This is a genomic window from Marinomonas sp. KMM3893 (genome assembly GCF_004352855.1).
Classification (GTDB): Bacteria; Pseudomonadota; Gammaproteobacteria; order Pseudomonadales; family Marinomonadaceae; genus Marinomonas; species Marinomonas arenicola.
Window position 1 is genome coordinate 1 of the sequence record NZ_SJSC01000004.1, and the last position, 16,736, is coordinate 16,736.

A 16,736-nucleotide genomic window follows, 5' to 3' on the forward strand; every position below is an offset into this window, starting at 1 on the left:
AGATAAGCAAGAGTTTTAGATTGTGTTGGAGTGGTAGTTCAGTTGGTTAGAATACCTGCCTGTCACGCAGGGGGTCGCGGGTTCGAGTCCCGTCCATTCCGCCAATTACTTCTTTTCTTAAGAAAGTAAATATGGCAACGAGTTATTAGATATTCACTTTATCTAAACAGCGGGTGTGTAGCTCAGTTGGGAGATTCGTTTCCTAGCAAGGCGCAAAACACCGGGAGTTCAAACTCCACATCTAATAAGATGTAAAATTATTACGGGTGTGTAGCTCAGTTGGGAGAGCGTCGCCCTTACAAGGCGAATGTCGGGAGTTCGAACCTCTCCACACCCACCACTTACTAAACAGTGGGCTTATTGAGAGATAAGCAAGAGTTTTAGATTGTGTTGGAGTGGTAGTTCAGTTGGTTAGAATACCTGCCTGTCACGCAGGGGGTCGCGGGTTCGAGTCCCGTCCATTCCGCCAATTACTTCTTTTCTTAAGAAAGTAAATTTGGCAAAGAGTTATTAGATATTCACTTTATCTAAACAGCGGGTGTGTAGCTCAGTTGGGAGATTCGTTTCCTAGCAAGGCGCAAAACACCGGGAGTTCAAACTCCACATCTAATAAGATGTAAAATTATTACGGGTGTGTAGCTCAGTTGGGAGAGCGTCGCCCTTACAAGGCGAATGTCGGGAGTTCGAACCTCTCCACACCCACCACTTACTAAACAGTGGGCTTGTTCAAAGATAAGCAAGAGTTTTAGATTGTGTTGGAGTGGTAGTTCAGTTGGTTAGAATACCTGCCTGTCACGCAGGGGGTCGCGGGTTCGAGTCCCGTCCATTCCGCCAATTACTTCTTTTCTTAAGAAAGTAAATTTGGCAACGAGTTATTAGATATTCACTTTATCTAAACAGCGGGTGTGTAGCTCAGTTGGGAGAGCGTCGCCCTTACAAGGCGAATTTCGAACCTCTCCACACCCACCATCTAATTTTTCAGTTAATCCTTTCTAGATTTCTTTTTATAAAGAATTCTTCTTTGTTGATGCAATAAATTATTTTTGACCGATCCGTGCCATAAATGATTCCTATTTTTTGTTGCCTTATTTCAAAAGCCTTTCTTGTGTGTTTTTGAGGTTCGCCCTAATAAGCCACAAATCCTCCAGTTTTTCTCTTTTCGAGCACCTTGTTTCACCTCATTGACTCTTTTTTTCTCTCGCCTAATTTTTAACGTTTGCTGCTTTGTGTATTCGCCTGGTTTTGTGTGAGTAGAGTTCTATTTAAAGCTGTGTGACCTAGGCTTTTTCTTAGTCGGTGCTTGGAGAGACGCTGAGGGTGGTCTATACGCGGGTTTGTTTACGATGTGTTGGCTTGTATAAACGACGGCTATTTCGTTTTAAGGTGACATCTTCCCTGAGTAGAAGCGGTAAACATAGGTCTTTTATTCCCGTGAAAAAATAAAAGACTCGCTTTATGGTGTTTGACAGAGATTACCAAGTGGGATTTAGCCGACGCGTACATTGTCCCGTCCTGAAATAGGTTTACACCTAGGAGACCTATTATGGGGACATCAAGTAATATCAAGCGTAAGCGTACACAGCGTGATTATACAATGGGCTTTAAAATGCAGGTGGTGATGGCCGTCGAAAAAGGCGACATGACTTATAAGCAAGTTCAAAAAATCTATGGCATCCAAGGTCGATCTACGGTGCTGACGTGGCTTCGAAAACACGGCAAAATGGATTGGTCCACTACAATGAGGTTACCCATGTCCAAATCACCGAAGGCAAAAGAGAAGCCAGCCCAAACTATCAAAAGACTCGAGCGAGAGCTTGAAGATGAGCAATTGAGAAATCGTTTACTCAATACGGTGGTTGATATTCTCGATACTGAGCACGGAATGAATCTCAGAAAAAGTATATAGCCAAGGTGCAAGGCGCCTTCAAACTGAAGAAAAAATCAGTTTAAGTCGTTCTTGTCAGCTTCTTGGCATTAGTAGGCAAGCAGTATATCAACAAGAGCGGCGACAGTGAGTTCAACAACAAGCGCCGTCAAACACGTAAGGAAATTTTCCTTTCTCGCATGAATGAGTTGATGCCTTGGGATCAACTAGAAGCGGTTATTGAGCCGTTTTATCCTAAACTAGGGAATGGCAGAAGGCCTTATCCGCTATCAACCATGTTCCGCATTCACTGCATGAAACATTGGTACAACATGAGTGATCCAGCGATGGAGGATGCCTTGTGTGAGATCACGTCCATGCGCTTATTTGCTGACTTATCGTTAGATAACCCAATTCCTGATCACACCAGCATCTTTGATTTTGTGCTAGCTTGGGGTTAAGGGAGGGAGTGGGTCTGTTGCGTCCGTTTAAACTAAAAAGCTCGATAGATTCTAATAATCTATCGAGCTCTTCAAATTTGGCAGATGGTTAGCCATTATTTTTTGGCGTGGTAAGCCTTAGAAACTGCGTAGCTGTTTTCGAACCAGTTCCAGCTTTTTACCTTGCCGTTTTCAACATGAACTCGTACCGCCCAGCTGAACTTTCCAGTATCTACGCCCGATTTGTTAGTAATTGCACTCATCGTACCCATAAATACTGCTTGGTCACCACTTGCAAAGCTGTAATCTGTCGACCAGCTAGTGACTTTTAGGCCTGCACCGAAGCGAGGCAGAAAAACGTTAAGCACAGTGTCTTTAGATTTCCAGTTGCCAATCCACGGAATGCTAGAGTCACCTTCATTGTGCCAGACAAAATCGTCAGCCATTAATGACTGAAGTTTTTTCATATCGCCAGAGCCTGCTGCCCATAGGAATGCTTGAGCTGTTTCTAGCGTTTTAGCCGAGTCAACTGGTTTGGTGTTATCTGCGAAAGCTGGTGTTAGTTGGAAAAATGCCAATAGTGTCGCTAGACCAATTAGTAAATTCTTCTTAAACATCTTTTTCTCCTGATTGTCAGTTTTACATTTTTAATGTGTTGATATGAATATTATGCCTGTGCTATTTTTTTGTATATTCCCTAATTAAACACATATGGTATGCAAAAATGCACAGCTTGCGATGGAGCGATCTGCAATATGTTCTAGCGGTAGCGAATGAAGGCTCGTTATCTGCCGCAGCGAGAGCACTTGGTGTCAATCACAGTACTGTATTGCGGCGTCTTGAGGCGTTTGAGTATCGCCATAAAATACGCGTTTTTCATAAACTCTCTGCGGGTTATAAATTAACGGTTGAAGGGCAACAATTATTAGAGTCAGCTTTGGTGGTGGAATCCACCGTGAAAGCTCTAGAGCATAAAATCTTTGGTCAAGAAATGAAGCTAGAAGGGACGCTAAGATTGACCACGACAGACGCTTTGTCGCGTTTAGTCTTGAGCACGCATCTAGCCGCTTTTCATCAACTCTACCCAAAGATTCAGTTGGAGCTAAGCCTGACTTCTCGTCGCTTAGATATTTCGCATTTAGATGCAGATGTTGCCATTCGTCCTGCTAGTGAGCTGCCAGAAACCTTAGTTGGCTCTAAATTATGTAAAATAACGTTTGGGGTATATGGGGCACCTGACTATATCAATAGTTTGCAGGGCAAACATCCTATTGAGTCTGCAGCGTGGTTAGTAATGTATCAAGGCAGTGCTTCTTTGCAGATTTCAAATTTAATTTCACAAGAAAAAATACTAATGAAAGCCGACTCTTTTGAACCTTTGGTCATGGCTGCTGAAAATAAAATGGGGTTGGCTTACCTGCCTTGTTTTGTTGGAGATGACTCTAGATCGCTACAAAAAGTCGATATAGATATACAGCACCAAAGCATAGACCTTTGGATAATGACCCACAAAGATTTGCAAAGCTCCGCTCGGGTAAAAGTGTTTTTAGACTTTATGAAAGAAGCAATAAGAGGGGATTTAAATAGGCTTTCTGGCTTTGTTAAATAGTACGTTTGAGCATTCGCTTTCTAATTCAGTGCCTAAACAGGTAAGTGGGGTCATGCTGGAGAGGTGTCATAGCTGGCGTAGGAAGATTCGCTAGGCTTGAAAAGCGTATTTGCAACGGCGTTTTTCAAGGTGGTGGTCGCCTCAAATCTTAAGCTACGTTTTTGTGTCGCTCTGGATACTCATTTCTTTTTGTCTGATACCACATTTCTCGCTTCGCCAGTATCCCAACATCAAGACCATACTGTCTCTGGTTTGGTGTCACAAACTTAATCCTGCTATGGCGATGTGCATGGTTGCAGCGATAAACAAATTCATTTACCCGTATGCGTGATTCCTCTAATGATCTAAAACCTTCCACGGCCAACGTGGATGATACCTTATCGTTCTAAACAGTGATTCTGAGAGCAAGACGAATCATTATGGTGTCAGCCCTGCTTTTGACGTGTTGCTTATGGCATCGGGTTGGGTTTCTGGTTAAGGGGGAGCGCGCTAAAGAGTAGGGTGGTGTGGCTGAAATGCTGGAAACAGAATTAATATTGTTTTTTTAAATTAAAGTGTTGATTTAATAAGAATTTCACTTATAATTCGCGTCGTTGTCATCGAGGGCAGAATGAAATTTTCGCTTCTAGTTATAGATTGCTTAAAATTCAGATCGTATTCGTTGAGACTGGAGTGGTAGTTCAGTTGGTTAGAATACCTGCCTGTCACGCAGGGGGTCGCGGGTTCGAGTCCCGTCCATTCCGCCAATTACTTCTTTTCTTAAGGGAGTGAGTTTGGCAAAGCGTTATTAGATATTCACACTATCTAAGTATTAAGGAGTTAAAACTCCACATCTAATAAGATGTAAAATTATTGCGGGTGTGTAGCTCAGTTGGGAGAGCGTCGCCCTTACAAGGCGAATGTCGGGAGTTCGAACCTCTCCACACCCACCATTCGATAATTAAGAAATAAAAATATTTTAAGGCTGTAACTTACTGAATTTAATATATATTAAATTTCTAGTTCTTCTTTTTTTACAGTCTACCCTTCCTTTTTTAAATCTATAAATTTCAGCAGAAACTTGCATGTGGCGAATCTGTGACCATCATGTGACCATCTTAATTATTTACCTTTTCAATTTTTGCTCATATTTAGATCAGCTTGGCTATTTTATAGCTAATTTCGACCTTCGCCTGTTTTAGTTCACGATAAAACCATGATATTCATGGTCACAAATATTCTGTGACCACATTGGTTACTAAGTGACTTTAAAGTACCTAAAGTGCATATTTCTTTACTTGCATAACTTATTGATGAATAAAGAACTTTCTTGTTAGGTATGATTGGTCGGCTTTGTTGTAGTTAAAACTCCCATGTGACCAAAATACTTAAATAAGTTATTTTTTTGTTTATAGTATCGAAGTGGGTGTCTTCGTATTGAACGCTCGCGTATGATTTTTACTCTTAATCATAGGGGGCAGGGAGTGGGCACTAATTACAACGCATTATTTCGTCAGATAGAGATCTTAAGAGCTATTCCAGATAGCCCTGAGCGTGCTATATCGACTGCAACGATACAAACGGTATTAGAGGGGAAAGGCTTTAGTGTCCCAGAGCGCACTCTTCAGAGAGATCTTAAAGCGTTAACTAAGCAGTTTGGTTTAAATCGTGATACATCAAGACCTATGTACAGGTGGAGTTTTAAAGGTAATAGTCCTATTAACTTTGAGTCCATGGACACGCCTGCGGCTTTGGCGTGGGTTCTTGCTCGGGATCAGGTTTCTGGTTTACTCCCAAAAATTGCAACGGAGCAGCTTAATCAATATTTTGAAACTGCTCAAAACTACTTAGATGGCTTAAAGCAAAATAGTCTTGTCGACTGGGCCAATCATGTTACCTCATTGCCAAATGGTAAATATTTAGTTCCTGCGAGAGTTAATGATGAAATTTGGTGGAATCTCTCCCTTGCTTTACTTGAAGGCTACGCATTAGATGTCGTTTATAACAAACGCGGTGAGGATGAACCGAAGAGCTACGTGATCCATCCTTATGGGATGATTATTCGCCATAGTGTGAGTTATCTGGTTGGGTCAGCAAATGACTATCAGGATATAGCGCACTTTGCATTACATAGATTTTTGAAAGCAACAAAATCCGAACGAGCCTATCGTCCTGTGCCTAGCTTCAATATACAAGATCACATTTCTTCAGGTGGGTTTGGTGTGAGGATGTCTGAGCCGTTGAGTGATGATATTCAGCTTAGAGCCACCATCAAGAAGGAATTGGCTCAGACGCTGCTGGAGACACCTCTGAGTCTTAATCAAGAGTTGGTGTCATCAGATAATTCTGACTTGTATGACTTACTTGTTACTGTTCCTAATGATCAGCAAACGTTTATGTGGGTTTTAAGCCATGGCTCACAGATTAATGTAATAGAGCCTATGGAGTGGCGTAAAAAAATACATGAGCATGCTAGGGGGATTTTGAATTCTTCAGCATAGGGTATTCTTGGCTAGAATAAGATATATTTTCTCAAATGATAGGACTTCAAACCTCATGGTCGATGGAAACAGGTGTGGATTGTCTGGTAATTATACAGCCTGATTTGAATGCTGTTTTGTCGTTTTGTATTTTTTAGAAGTAACAACACTTGCAACATAGATAGGTGCAGATTATTCACCTTAAATTTAACTATGTTTGATTCTTGATTATTTAGAGGTGGAGCAGTCTAACTAATTGAAATGTATTATAAATACATTTCAAGCAGTTAGTTTTGATTTGACCTCATTCTGTTATATTAAGCTGTGCATAGTGCAAGATTGAGTATTTCCCCGCATTTTTCTATTGAGCGCTTTTGCGTATCAGCATAAAGGTCTAGTTCATCAAGCACTTCTGTTCCAAGAAAATTTTGAAACTCTATTTGATTAGATGAAATTTTGTATTGTGCTTGAGCATTGTCTCCGAGGTTTGATTGAAAGATTCCAGCAGCACTAACCGGTAGGAAATCTTCATATACTAGAGGTTCGTACTCGATGAACCCAGCGTTAATCAGATCCTTTAAATTAGTTGGTAGCGTCGTGTTGTCCAATGCTTTATAGCCTTTATCTGTTACAAAATAGCGGAAGTAAGCGAGGTCTTGATCGTTCATTTCTTTGTAACTATCAGGGAACTTAGAGAAATTTTTTACTAGTATTTCTTTGTAGTGTTGTGCGTTTTCCTCATTAGGGAATTCTTTCAATTCAGACCGGCTGGCGTTTAATAGTTCGTCATATAGTGCTCTACCTTTTGGAGTTAAAGCTGCACCACGTTGTTCAATTTCCCCGAAGCGAGCAGTGTGACTGCCTGCTTCACTGCCTTGGTTGCTGAATGTTACTTTTTCTTGCAAAGCTTTGAAGCTAGTTTGGCGCAGTAAAATAGGACAATTACGACGTGGTGGACCTTCTACAACGGCTTTCGGTGTGATGTTTCGAGCAGGCATTTGATCTTGAGCTTGATCGATATCTAGCGTGCGAGGAGTCAAATGGTTGATGTGAGGCCCTTTGAAAGCAACCACATCCGCAATCAATCTGTGCTGATTATGTAGTTTTTTATATTCGTTACTTGTGACAGTAGCAGTCGTATGCCAGCGAAATGTTTCTAACGCTTCATCAATGAAGGTCTCTGCGTCAACCTGGCTCAAACCACCGTCGTGTTCGTACTGTTTGATTAGTTCTAATAATCTTGGAGTGAATATTTGTCGTTTAGCTAGAGTGTCGACTGCAAGTTGTCGTGTTTCTAAATTGTCGATCAATTCGAGCCTAAGTAACGATGTAAACACTCGAAAGGGACTGACTTGTAGGTCTTCCTCACGTACCGCGCGAAATGCAGTGGAATGTACAGGTACGCCAGCAGCTGTTAAATCGTAATATCCAACTGGTTCCATTCCCATGACAGAAAAAAGGCGACGAATTGTTGAAAGCTCAGATGGTGTGCCTACACGAATAGCACCATGGCGTTCCATTGATAAGCGTTTTATCTCGCCAGTACGCTCTAACTGAGCTTTAGTATTTGGTGATATTTCAAGCACTTCTTGATTAATGTCTTCTACTAAAGTGAGCAAATCACCATACAGTGGCACCTCTTCTTGGTACATATCTGACATGTGCTTAGAGAACTTCGCACGAATTTTAGATGGATTTTCAAAACTCTCATTCTTTGGTTGCATGGCTTAAAACCTTTCAGAATTATTAAATTGGAATCTTTAATAAGCGGACGATTACGCTCATTTAAATCATCAACGTTAATTATTTTGATGTAGACGGGAGTAAAATATAAAACGATTTATACGCATAACATCATTCTAAATTTGAATGCTAAGCCTTTAATCTAAGATATTATGATGCGTCAAGGCTATTGATTTATACAGATTTTGATTTTATATGATCATTTTATTCGACAAATATCAGCTCATTTAAAATTAGCTATTGTTTTTGTTGGTTTTTTATTTTCATATATGAGGAACTAAAAAGTAGATCTAATTTTCCATGAAAAAGACACGAATTCAAAAAATGAATGCATGGTGTTCATATTTTGATGTTGTCTTATGTTCTTATTTTTTAGAATATGTGTATCGAATATATAAATAAAACCTAAAGCCGAAATAAAAATAAAAGAGGCAAAAAAATGAAGTTTAAAAATACTGTTATCGCAATGTCCCTTGTTGCTTCAAGTGTTGTAATGGGGCTGGGATCAAGCTCTGCCTTTGCTGATTGGCCAACGAAAGACATACATCTTGTAGTGCCGTACTCTGCGGGTGGCAATACGGATGTATTGTCGCGTCGAGTGGCGGATCTATTGCAAAATGAACTGGATGTAAACGTCATTGTAGAGAACCGACCTGGTGCTGGTTCAACGGTGGCGACGGGGCGTCTTGCTCGTGGTGGTCGTAATGCAGATCATACGATTTTGATGGCTTCACCTGGGCATGTAATTGGTGCTTCTATATACCCTAATCTTCCTTATGATGCTGTAAACGACTTCAAATTTATAGAGAAGTTGCTTGATGCTCCGAATATTATGGTTGTGCCTTCTAGTAGTTCGTATAACAGCGTTGCAGAATTTATTACAGCGGCCAAATCGAAGCCTATGACCTTCAGTCATCCAGGGGTAGGCAGCTCCGTACATATGTCTGGCGAGCTATTCAAAACACTAACTAAAACAAAGCTTACAGCGGTTCCATTTCCTGGCAGTGGTGCAGCACTACCTGCTCTTTTAAGTGGTGATGTTGATGTCTCATTTGAGAACGCTTCTACCGTTCTTCCTCATATCCAATCTGGTGGCTTGAAAGCTCTTGCCGTCACTTCAAGCACTCGTTTCAAATTATTACCTAATCTACCAACCGTTACAGAAACGGAAGGTTATGAATTGGGGGGATTTGTGACAACGATATGGAATGGGATAATTGCAGGCAATGCCTTTCCGGATGAAGGGGTAGTGGTCTTACAAGCGGCATTACAACGCGTGAAAGAAAGAAAAGAGTTTACTGAATTCATCGAAAAAATGGGCGCTGAGCCGAGCACGGCTTCTGGTGAGGAGTTCAAATTGTTTATCGCTTCAGAAGTTGAACGTTGGAAAATGGTTGCCGAAGAAGCCGGTGTTCGTCAGAAGTAATATGGTTACCGAGAGGGGTAGGATTTTTCTACCTCTCTAAATAATAATAAGCTTAATAAGGTGCCTGAAAATGTTTAAAGGTTCTAAGCAATCATCCGCTGATATTTCGACAGTCATGGTTGGCAGTGTGATGCTGGCCTTCGCTTGTATATTACTATTTTATCTTGTTCCTCACTATGTCACTGAGCCAGCAATGGTTCAGAACCCTATGATGTCTCCAAGCTGGCTACCTCGTTACATGGGGTGGTTGATTTTTATAATAGCAATTTTGCTGATTATCCAAGGCCTATTCAGTCAGAATAAAGACAATAAGGAAACTGACGGATCTGAAAAAGGCCCCATTTTACGGTTTTTGTTAATGGCTCTGGCGTTATTGGTCTATTTGTTTTTATTTGAACTATTTGGTTCCATATTTAGTGGCGTCTTAGCCACTCTTATACTCTTTGCCGCTCATCCAATTCGGAATAAATGGATTTACAGCCTCGCAGTAATTATTCCTGTTGCTATCACTTTATTATTTACCAAGGTTCTAGGTGTGCCATTACCTGTAATGCCTTATTAAATAAGATTCTTGAGTATATTTAGGACTGTTTTATGGAAAATTTTTCAGAAGTGTTAACACTCTTTTTTGTATGGGATAACTTCATTGCAATTGCTATCGGTGTTTTTTTAGGGGTGGTGATTGGTGCTATCCCTGGGCTTACAACAACCATGGCCGTGGCGTTAGCGTTACCTTTTACATTCTCTATGGAGCCTGTTTCAGCGATACTATTGCTAGTGGGGATATATAAAGGTGGTATGTATGGAGGATCAATAACAGCAATATTGATTCGTACACCAGGCACACCGGCTTCTGCTTGTACGCTACTGGATGGCTATCCTATGGCGCAGAATGGCGAGGCGAAGAAAGCGCTAAAAATGTCTCTATATTCATCAGTGATAGCCGATATCATCTCTAATATTTCACTGATATTTTTTGCGGCGTACCTTGCAAAAATTGCTTTAAATTTTGGTGCTCCGGAATTCTTTTGGCTCATCTGTTTCTCTTTAACCATTATCGTGTCTTTATCAGGTTCTTCGATTCTCAAAGGCTTTTTGGCAGCTACGTTAGGGATCATGATTTCCTTAATAGGTTTAGATCCTGTCTATGGATCTCAACGCTTTACTTTTAATGACTACAATTTGATGGATGGGATCTCATTCGTTCCGTTGCTAATTGGTCTTTTTGCTATCCCTGAAGTAATTGATTTTTACCAACGAAAAGTCGCATCAAAAATTGTTATTAATGCAAGCGGTAAAGAGGTCTCTTGGAGTGAGTTCAAAAGATGTTTTAAAACAATTGTTCGAGGCAGTTTCATTGGCGTCATCATTGGTGCTATTCCTGGTAGTGGTGCGACTGCGGCAGCCTTTATCTCTTATAGTGAAGCGCGAAGAAAATCTCCAAATCGAGAGAGCTTCGGTAAAGGCGAAATAGAGGGGGTTGCAGCCTCTGAAGCAGGAAACAATGGTGTAGCAGGGGCGACTATGATTCCATTGCTTTCACTTGGGATTCCAGGAGATGTTGTAACGGCGATTATTCTTGGGGCATTCATGGTTCATGGGCTGACACCAGGTCCTTTGATGTTCCAAGATAATCTCTCTCTCATCTATGCGCTCTTCATAGGAATCATGGTCAGCTCCTTGTTTTTATTGGTTGTTGGACTTGGTGCAATAAAGTATTTCTCAAAAATCGCAGATATTCCAAAGGAAATCTTATTCCCAATTATTGTGATGTTTTGTGTATATGGCGCCTACGCGGTCAATAACAATACATTTGATATCTGGTTGATGATGGGGTTTGGTGTTTTAGGTTATATATTCAATAAAACTGGGATGGCTTCTGCACCTTTTTTAATTGGATTCATATTAGGACCTATGTTCGAAGATAATCTTAGAAGATCTTTGTTAATTGGTAACTATGATATGTCTATTTTCTTTAGAGGGCCAATTACATGGTTCTTTATTGCACTTACATTACTATCAATTATCTTTTCTGTTAAGCGATGGCTTTCATATAGAAATAAATAGAAAGTTATTGTTCTGATTTAAAGGGTTAATTCAAAACTCAATGATTTATTTCCTTTTCTGGTAAGGGTTAACCTTGCCTGTTTATAAAGATTTTTATATTCACATTTATTATAGAATTGAGGGTTTATATGGATGCTTTATTGGATGCCATAGAAAAAGTAGTAGGTGAAAAAAACATCCTGCGTGATGAGGATGTCCGTTCACGATCAGCAGATTGGATTACAAGAGAGCCGTGTTTGGCGTTAGCGCTTGTTAGGCCAGTTAATGTCGATCAGTTATCACAAGTAATGGCTTTGTGTTACGAAGCGGATCAGCCAGTCGTGACACATGGTGGTTTGACAGGCTTGGTGCGCGGTGCTGTAGCCGCATCGAATGAGTTGGTTATCTCGCTTGAGCGTATGACTGAAATTGAATCGGTAGATCCTGTGGGCGGTACTTTGACTGTCCAGGCTGGGGCGCCGCTCCAAGTTGTTCAAGAAGCTGCGGAGCAAATCGGGATGCAGTTCGCGTTGGATTTGGGTGCTCGTGGATCTTGTACTATCGGTGGCAATATTGCGACGAATGCGGGCGGTATAAGAGTTATCCGCTACGGCATGATGCGAGATCAAGTGCTGGGTCTTGAAGTGGTACTGGCTGACGGTTCAGTGGTCAGTTCAATGAATAATATGCTTAAAAATAACGCTGGTTATGATTTAAAACATATGTTTATCGGGAGTGAAGGAACGCTTGGAATCGTTACCCGTGCGGTTCTCAAATTACAACCACAGCAGTCTGCGTCACAAACGGCTCTAGTTGCTTGCGACAGCTTTGAAAATCTCATTGGGTTACTGCAGCACATGAGACAAACCTTAGGGGGAGGGCTCGGCGCATTTGAAGTGATGTGGCGCAGTTATTATGCATTATTGACGGAAGAAAGCGGTCGTCATAATCCCCCTCTCGATACAAGTTCTCCCTTTTATGTGTTGATAGAGAGTTTGGGTAATGACCAAGGAGAGACAGCACAACGATTTGAGCAGGCGATTACATCGGCTTTTGAAAAAGAACTTTTAAGCGATGCCGTAATAGCAAGCTCGGATGCACAACGTGATCGTCTTTGGGCTATTCGAGAAGATATAGAAGGGCTTTCAGAGTTAATCGCTCCACGTTTTGTTTTTGATATTAGTTTATCGATTGTAGACATGAATACCTATGTTAATGCATTAGAAGTTTCAGTGAGAAATATCTGGCCAGATGCGAAAGTGGTTGTATTTGGACATTTAGGTGATGGTAATTTGCACGTCTCAATTTCTATGGGAGAAGTTAATGAGGAAATTCGGATTATCATTGAAGACTTAGTTTATAAGCCACTACAAGCCATTGGTGGATCTATTTCAGCAGAGCACGGGATAGGTATAAAGAAGAAAAATCACTTAAATATTTCTAGAAACCCTGGTGAGATAGCGTTGATGATGAAGCTAAAAGAAGTAATGGATCCGAAAGATTTGTTGAATCGTGGAAAAGTTTTACCGGATAAAACTAACTTATAATTGTTTTAGATTTTTTGAATGTAGATGATTCTAAGGTAAACGCTAATTCACTCAAATAAAAATGTCGGGATGTTTTTATGAAAATCATTGTTAGCGTCAAGCGCGTTATTGATTACAACGTTAAAGTACGCGTAAAGACTGATAACTCAGATGTGGATTTGACTAATGTTAAAATGTCTCTAAATCCCTTTTGCGAAATTGCGGTTGAAGAAGCAATCCGTCTAAAAGAAGTGGGTGTGGCTTCTGAAATCGTGGTGGTTTCAATCGGTCCTAATGCTGTTCAAGAGCAGCTGCGTACTGCCATGGCACTTGGTGCGGATCGTGCCATACATATCGAAACGGAGATGCAGCCAGAGCCATTAAACGTGGCTAAACTCCTCACTAAGATCGTGGAATCGGAGGAGCCTGGATTGGTAATCCTAGGCAAGCAATCTATCGACTCTGATAATAACCAAGTCGGTCAGATGCTAGCCGCTTTGACCGGCTGGCCTCAAGGTACTTTTGCTTCGGAGGTAAAGATTGAAGATGGCAAGGCATTAGTGACTCGCGAAGTGGATGGTGGACTACGATCTTTATCATTAACTCTGCCCGCTGTTGTTACTACAGACTTGCGACTAAATGAACCACGTTACGCCAAATTACCAGACATCATGAAAGCCAAGCGAAAACCAATGGAGGTGAAAACGCCAGCAGACTTGAGCGTTCATCTTAAGAAGCATATTTCTCAATTAAAAGTAGAAACACCACCTCAACGCCAAGTGGGCATTAAGGTTGATAGTGTTGATGCGCTAATTGATAAGCTGAAAAACGAAGCCAAGATTATTTTAAGGAAATTGGGATGAGTATTTTACTAATTGCTGAACACGACAATAACAAACTCAATCCAGTGACCTTAAGTGCAGTGACCGCTGCTCGTCAAATTGGTGGCGAAATTACAATACTGGTCGCAGGCAGTAGTTGCCAGAGTGTTGCTAATGACGCGGTCAAGGTTATGGGTCTTAGCAAGGTGTTGTTGGCTGATAGCGCAGTGTATGAAAAAGGCTTGGCGGAAAGTCTAAGTGCCTTGATTGTTGAGTTAGCTGCTGACTATAGCCATATTATGGCCGCAGCGAGCAGTACCATTAAGGATACTATGCCACGTGTTGCAGCCTTACTTGATGTGGGGCAACTTACAGAGATCGTCGGTGTTGAATCAGACGATACTTTTAAGCGTCCGATCTACGCTGGTAATGCTATCGCAACGGTTCATTCCCATGATGTGGTTAAGGTTATCACTGTTCGGGCTTCAGCGTTTGATAAGGTTGAAGCTGAAGGTGGTAATGCCAGTATTGACGTTGTAAATGTTGTCTTCGATATGGGCCGCTCGCGCTTTGTTAGTGAGGCGTTGCTTAAATCAGATCGTCCAGAGTTAGCGGTAGCTAACACCGTGATATCTGGCGGACGGGGCATGGGCTCTGCCGAGAGTTTTAATTTGCTTGAAAAGGTTGCTGACAAACTTGGAGCTGCGGTTGGTGCTTCTCGGGCTGCTGTAGATGCCGGTTTTGTAAGCAACGATCTGCAGGTTGGTCAGACCGGAAAAATTGTGGCGCCGGAGTTATATATTGCCGTGGGGATTTCTGGTGCGATCCAGCATTTAGCGGGAATGAAAGAATCTAAGGTGATTGTGGCGATCAATAAGGATGAAGAAGCGCCAATCTTCCAAGTGGCTGATTATGGTTTGGTAGGCGATCTGTTTGAGATTCTACCTGAACTGGAAGCGAAGCTCTAAAACCGAGTCCAGAGCTTCTAATTATACTCTGTAAAATTAAACGCGGCTGACGGTGCTCCTTTCTCATATGGATCATCGTGTATGTATAGTCACGCGCTCATTATTTGTAAACGAGGTTCCCCCATGCGTGAATCCATGGAATTTGATGTAGTCATTGTCGGTGCCGGGCCAGCTGGGCTTAGTGCGGCCTGTCGCTTAATGCAACAAGCGCAGGAAAAGACGATGGAGCTTACTGTCTGTGTTGTCGAAAAAGGTTCTGAAATTGGTGCCCACATTCTTTCGGGGGCTGTTATTGAGTCCCGTGCTATGGATGAGCTTTTTCCAGATTGGAAGGCAATGGGAGCACCATTGAATACGCCAGTGTTTTCAGATGAGCTTTACCTTCTTAAAAGTGAAACGATAGCGCAAAAGCTGCCTAACGCACTGATACCCAAGACGATGCATAACACTGGCCATGGTTTGGATAACTACGTGGTTAGTCTGGGGAATGTATGTCGTTGGTTGGCTGAACAAGCCGAAGGTTTGGGCGTGGAGATATTCCCTGGCTTTGCGGCCGCTGAAATTCTGTTTCATGAGAATGGACCTTTCAAAGGAAGTGTTAAAGGTATTGCAACAGGCGACATGGGGGTGACAGCTTCAGGTGAGCAAGGGCCAAACTATATGGAAGGGATGGAACTTCATGCGAAGTACACTCTTTTTGCAGAAGGTTGCCGTGGTCATCTCGGTAAGCAGTTGATCGAGCAGTTTAACCTCGATATTGAAGCGGATGCTCAGCATTACGGGCTTGGCATCAAGGAGCTTTGGGAAATTGATCCGAAAAAGCATAGGCCTGGTTTGGTTGTGCATGGTTCAGGTTGGCCGCTTGAAGGCGATACTACTGGAGGCTTCTTCCTATATCACCTGGAGAACAACCAAGTGGCAGCTGGTCTCATTGTCGATTTAAATTATACAAACCCGTGGCTTAGTCCGTTCGATGAGTTTCAGCGATTGAAGCATCATCCAGTGTTGGCGAATCATCTCGATGGCGGAAAACGTGTGGCGTACGGTGCTCGTGCCATTGCTAAGGGTGGATTTAACTCGCTACCTAAAATGGTATTTCCTGGTGGATTATTGATCGGTTGCAATGCAGGCACTCTTAATTTCAGTAAGATCAAAGGGACCCATACCGCCATGAAATCGGGCATGTTGGCTGGTGAAGCAGTGTTTGAAGCCATTGCTGAGGGTAATGAAGGCGGCTCTGAACTGAATAGCTTCAGTAACAAATTTAAGGCGAGCTGGGCTTATGATGAACTGTTTCGATCCCGTAATTTTGGACCATCGATGCATAAATTCGGACCGATTCTCGGAGGCGTTTTTAATTTTGTCGATCAGAATCTGTTTGGCGGTAAATTGCCAATAACGCTGCATGATAACAAGCAGGATTATGCTCAGCTGAAGCCTGCGGACCAGTGCACGAAAATTAAGTATCCCAAGCCAGATGGCAAGCTAAGTTTCGATAAACTGTCCTCAGTATTCATCTCAAACACTAATCACGAAGAAGGTCAGCCCTGTCATCTAAAACTGAAGGACTCAAGTCTTCCAATAGTGCGAAACCTACCTATTTTCGCAGAACCAGCTCAACGCTACTGTCCCGCGGGGGTGTATGAGGTTAATGAAAGAGAATCTGGTGCGTTTTTTCAGATTAACTCGCAGAACTGTTTACACTGCAAGGCGTGCGATATTAAGGACCCTTCTCAGAACATCATCTGGACGGCTCCTGAAGGTGCTGGCGGACCAAATTATCCGAATTTCTAATACTGTACTGCTTTATATGCCAAAGCACTGCTAGTCGTTA

Annotated in this window: 11 protein-coding genes, 8 tRNA genes and 3 pseudogenes; 19 read left to right on the top strand and 3 right to left on the bottom strand. The window is 41.9% G+C overall.

What is annotated here, in order from left to right; genetic code table 11:
* Positions 1 to 27: 27 nt before the first annotated feature.
* The 8 genes and pseudogenes from E0D71_RS10925 to E0D71_RS10960 all read left to right on the top strand — a co-directional run.
* Positions 28 to 104, top strand: a tRNA-Asp gene (locus E0D71_RS10925).
* A 160-nt stretch (positions 105 to 264) separates the two neighbouring features.
* A tRNA-Val gene (locus E0D71_RS10930) sits at positions 265 to 340 on the top strand.
* Positions 341 to 392: 52 nt separating this feature from the next.
* A tRNA-Asp gene (locus E0D71_RS10935) sits at positions 393 to 469 on the top strand.
* Between the two features lie 160 nt (positions 470 to 629).
* A tRNA-Val gene (locus E0D71_RS10940) sits at positions 630 to 705 on the top strand.
* A gap of 52 nt (positions 706 to 757) precedes the next feature.
* Positions 758 to 834: transfer RNA gene (locus tag E0D71_RS10945), tRNA-Asp, on the top strand.
* A gap of 67 nt (positions 835 to 901) precedes the next feature.
* Positions 902 to 969 (top strand) — tRNA-Val (locus tag E0D71_RS10950).
* A 574-nt stretch (positions 970 to 1,543) separates the two neighbouring features.
* Positions 1,544 to 2,009: pseudogene (locus E0D71_RS10955) on the top strand (IS3 family transposase); the annotation flags it as partial.
* Positions 1,993 to 2,307 (top strand): annotated as a pseudogene (locus E0D71_RS10960) (transposase); the annotation flags it as partial. The pseudogenes E0D71_RS10955 and E0D71_RS10960, both read left to right, overlap by 17 nt.
* A 113-nt stretch (positions 2,308 to 2,420) precedes the next feature.
* On the opposite strand, the gene E0D71_RS10965 reads toward E0D71_RS10960, so the two are convergent.
* Entirely contained in the window at positions 2,421 to 2,921 is a 501-nt protein-coding gene (locus E0D71_RS10965) for a nuclear transport factor 2 family protein (protein ID WP_133003362.1), read from the bottom strand.
* 107 nt (positions 2,922 to 3,028) lie between these two features.
* On the opposite strand from E0D71_RS10965, the gene E0D71_RS10970 reads away from it, so the two are divergent.
* Positions 3,029 to 3,913, top strand: coding sequence for a LysR family transcriptional regulator (locus E0D71_RS10970; RefSeq protein WP_133003363.1), 885 nt, complete (start codon positions 3,029 to 3,031; stop codon positions 3,911 to 3,913).
* A gap of 175 nt (positions 3,914 to 4,088) precedes the next feature.
* On the opposite strand, the pseudogene E0D71_RS10975 reads toward E0D71_RS10970, so the two are convergent.
* Positions 4,089 to 4,315, bottom strand: a pseudogene (locus E0D71_RS10975) (IS3 family transposase); the annotation flags it as partial.
* Positions 4,316 to 4,582: 267 nt separating this feature from the next.
* Between E0D71_RS10975 and E0D71_RS10980 the strand changes: the two are divergent.
* The 3 genes from E0D71_RS10980 (at position 4,583) to E0D71_RS10990 (ending at position 6,393) form a co-directional block, all read left to right on the top strand.
* Positions 4,583 to 4,659, top strand: a tRNA-Asp gene (locus tag E0D71_RS10980).
* A 110-nt stretch (positions 4,660 to 4,769) separates the two neighbouring features.
* A tRNA-Val gene (locus E0D71_RS10985) sits at positions 4,770 to 4,845 on the top strand.
* Positions 4,846 to 5,376: 531 nt separating this feature from the next.
* Complete coding sequence (locus E0D71_RS10990) at positions 5,377 to 6,393, top strand: WYL domain-containing protein (RefSeq protein ID WP_165942986.1); 1,017 nt, start codon at positions 5,377 to 5,379, stop codon at positions 6,391 to 6,393.
* A gap of 296 nt (positions 6,394 to 6,689) precedes the next feature.
* Here the strand turns inward: E0D71_RS10990 and E0D71_RS10995 are convergent, their stop codons facing one another.
* Positions 6,690 to 8,096 (bottom strand): VOC family protein, encoded by a 1,407-nt coding sequence (locus tag E0D71_RS10995; RefSeq protein ID WP_133003365.1) that lies wholly within the window; start codon positions 8,094 to 8,096, stop codon positions 6,690 to 6,692.
* A gap of 512 nt (positions 8,097 to 8,608) precedes the next feature.
* On the opposite strand from E0D71_RS10995, the gene E0D71_RS11000 reads away from it, so the two are divergent.
* From E0D71_RS11000 to E0D71_RS11030, 7 genes are all read left to right on the top strand, one after another.
* Positions 8,609 to 9,541 (top strand): tripartite tricarboxylate transporter substrate-binding protein, encoded by a 933-nt coding sequence (locus tag E0D71_RS11000; protein ID WP_243712025.1) that lies wholly within the window; start codon positions 8,609 to 8,611, stop codon positions 9,539 to 9,541.
* A gap of 70 nt (positions 9,542 to 9,611) precedes the next feature.
* Positions 9,612 to 10,103, top strand: a complete 492-nt coding sequence (locus E0D71_RS11005; RefSeq protein WP_133003367.1) for a tripartite tricarboxylate transporter TctB family protein — start codon at positions 9,612 to 9,614, stop codon at positions 10,101 to 10,103.
* A 32-nt stretch (positions 10,104 to 10,135) separates the two neighbouring features.
* Entirely contained in the window at positions 10,136 to 11,608 is a 1,473-nt protein-coding gene (locus tag E0D71_RS11010; protein ID WP_133003368.1) for a tripartite tricarboxylate transporter permease, read from the top strand.
* 128 nt (positions 11,609 to 11,736) lie between these two features.
* Positions 11,737 to 13,134, top strand: coding sequence for an FAD-binding oxidoreductase (locus tag E0D71_RS11015; RefSeq protein WP_133003369.1), 1,398 nt, complete (start codon positions 11,737 to 11,739; stop codon positions 13,132 to 13,134).
* Between the two features lie 77 nt (positions 13,135 to 13,211).
* A complete protein-coding gene (locus E0D71_RS11020; protein ID WP_133003370.1) occupies positions 13,212 to 13,976 on the top strand; it encodes an electron transfer flavoprotein subunit beta/FixA family protein in 765 nt (254 codons plus the stop codon).
* Positions 13,973 to 14,902, top strand: a complete 930-nt coding sequence (locus tag E0D71_RS11025) for an FAD-binding protein (RefSeq protein ID WP_133003371.1) — start codon at positions 13,973 to 13,975, stop codon at positions 14,900 to 14,902. Before E0D71_RS11020 ends, E0D71_RS11025 begins: the two co-directional genes overlap by 4 nt.
* A gap of 123 nt (positions 14,903 to 15,025) precedes the next feature.
* On the top strand, positions 15,026 to 16,696 hold the full coding sequence (locus E0D71_RS11030) for an electron transfer flavoprotein-ubiquinone oxidoreductase (protein WP_133003372.1): 1,671 nt from the start codon (positions 15,026 to 15,028) through the stop codon (positions 16,694 to 16,696).
* The last annotated feature ends 40 nt before the right edge of the window (positions 16,697 to 16,736 follow it).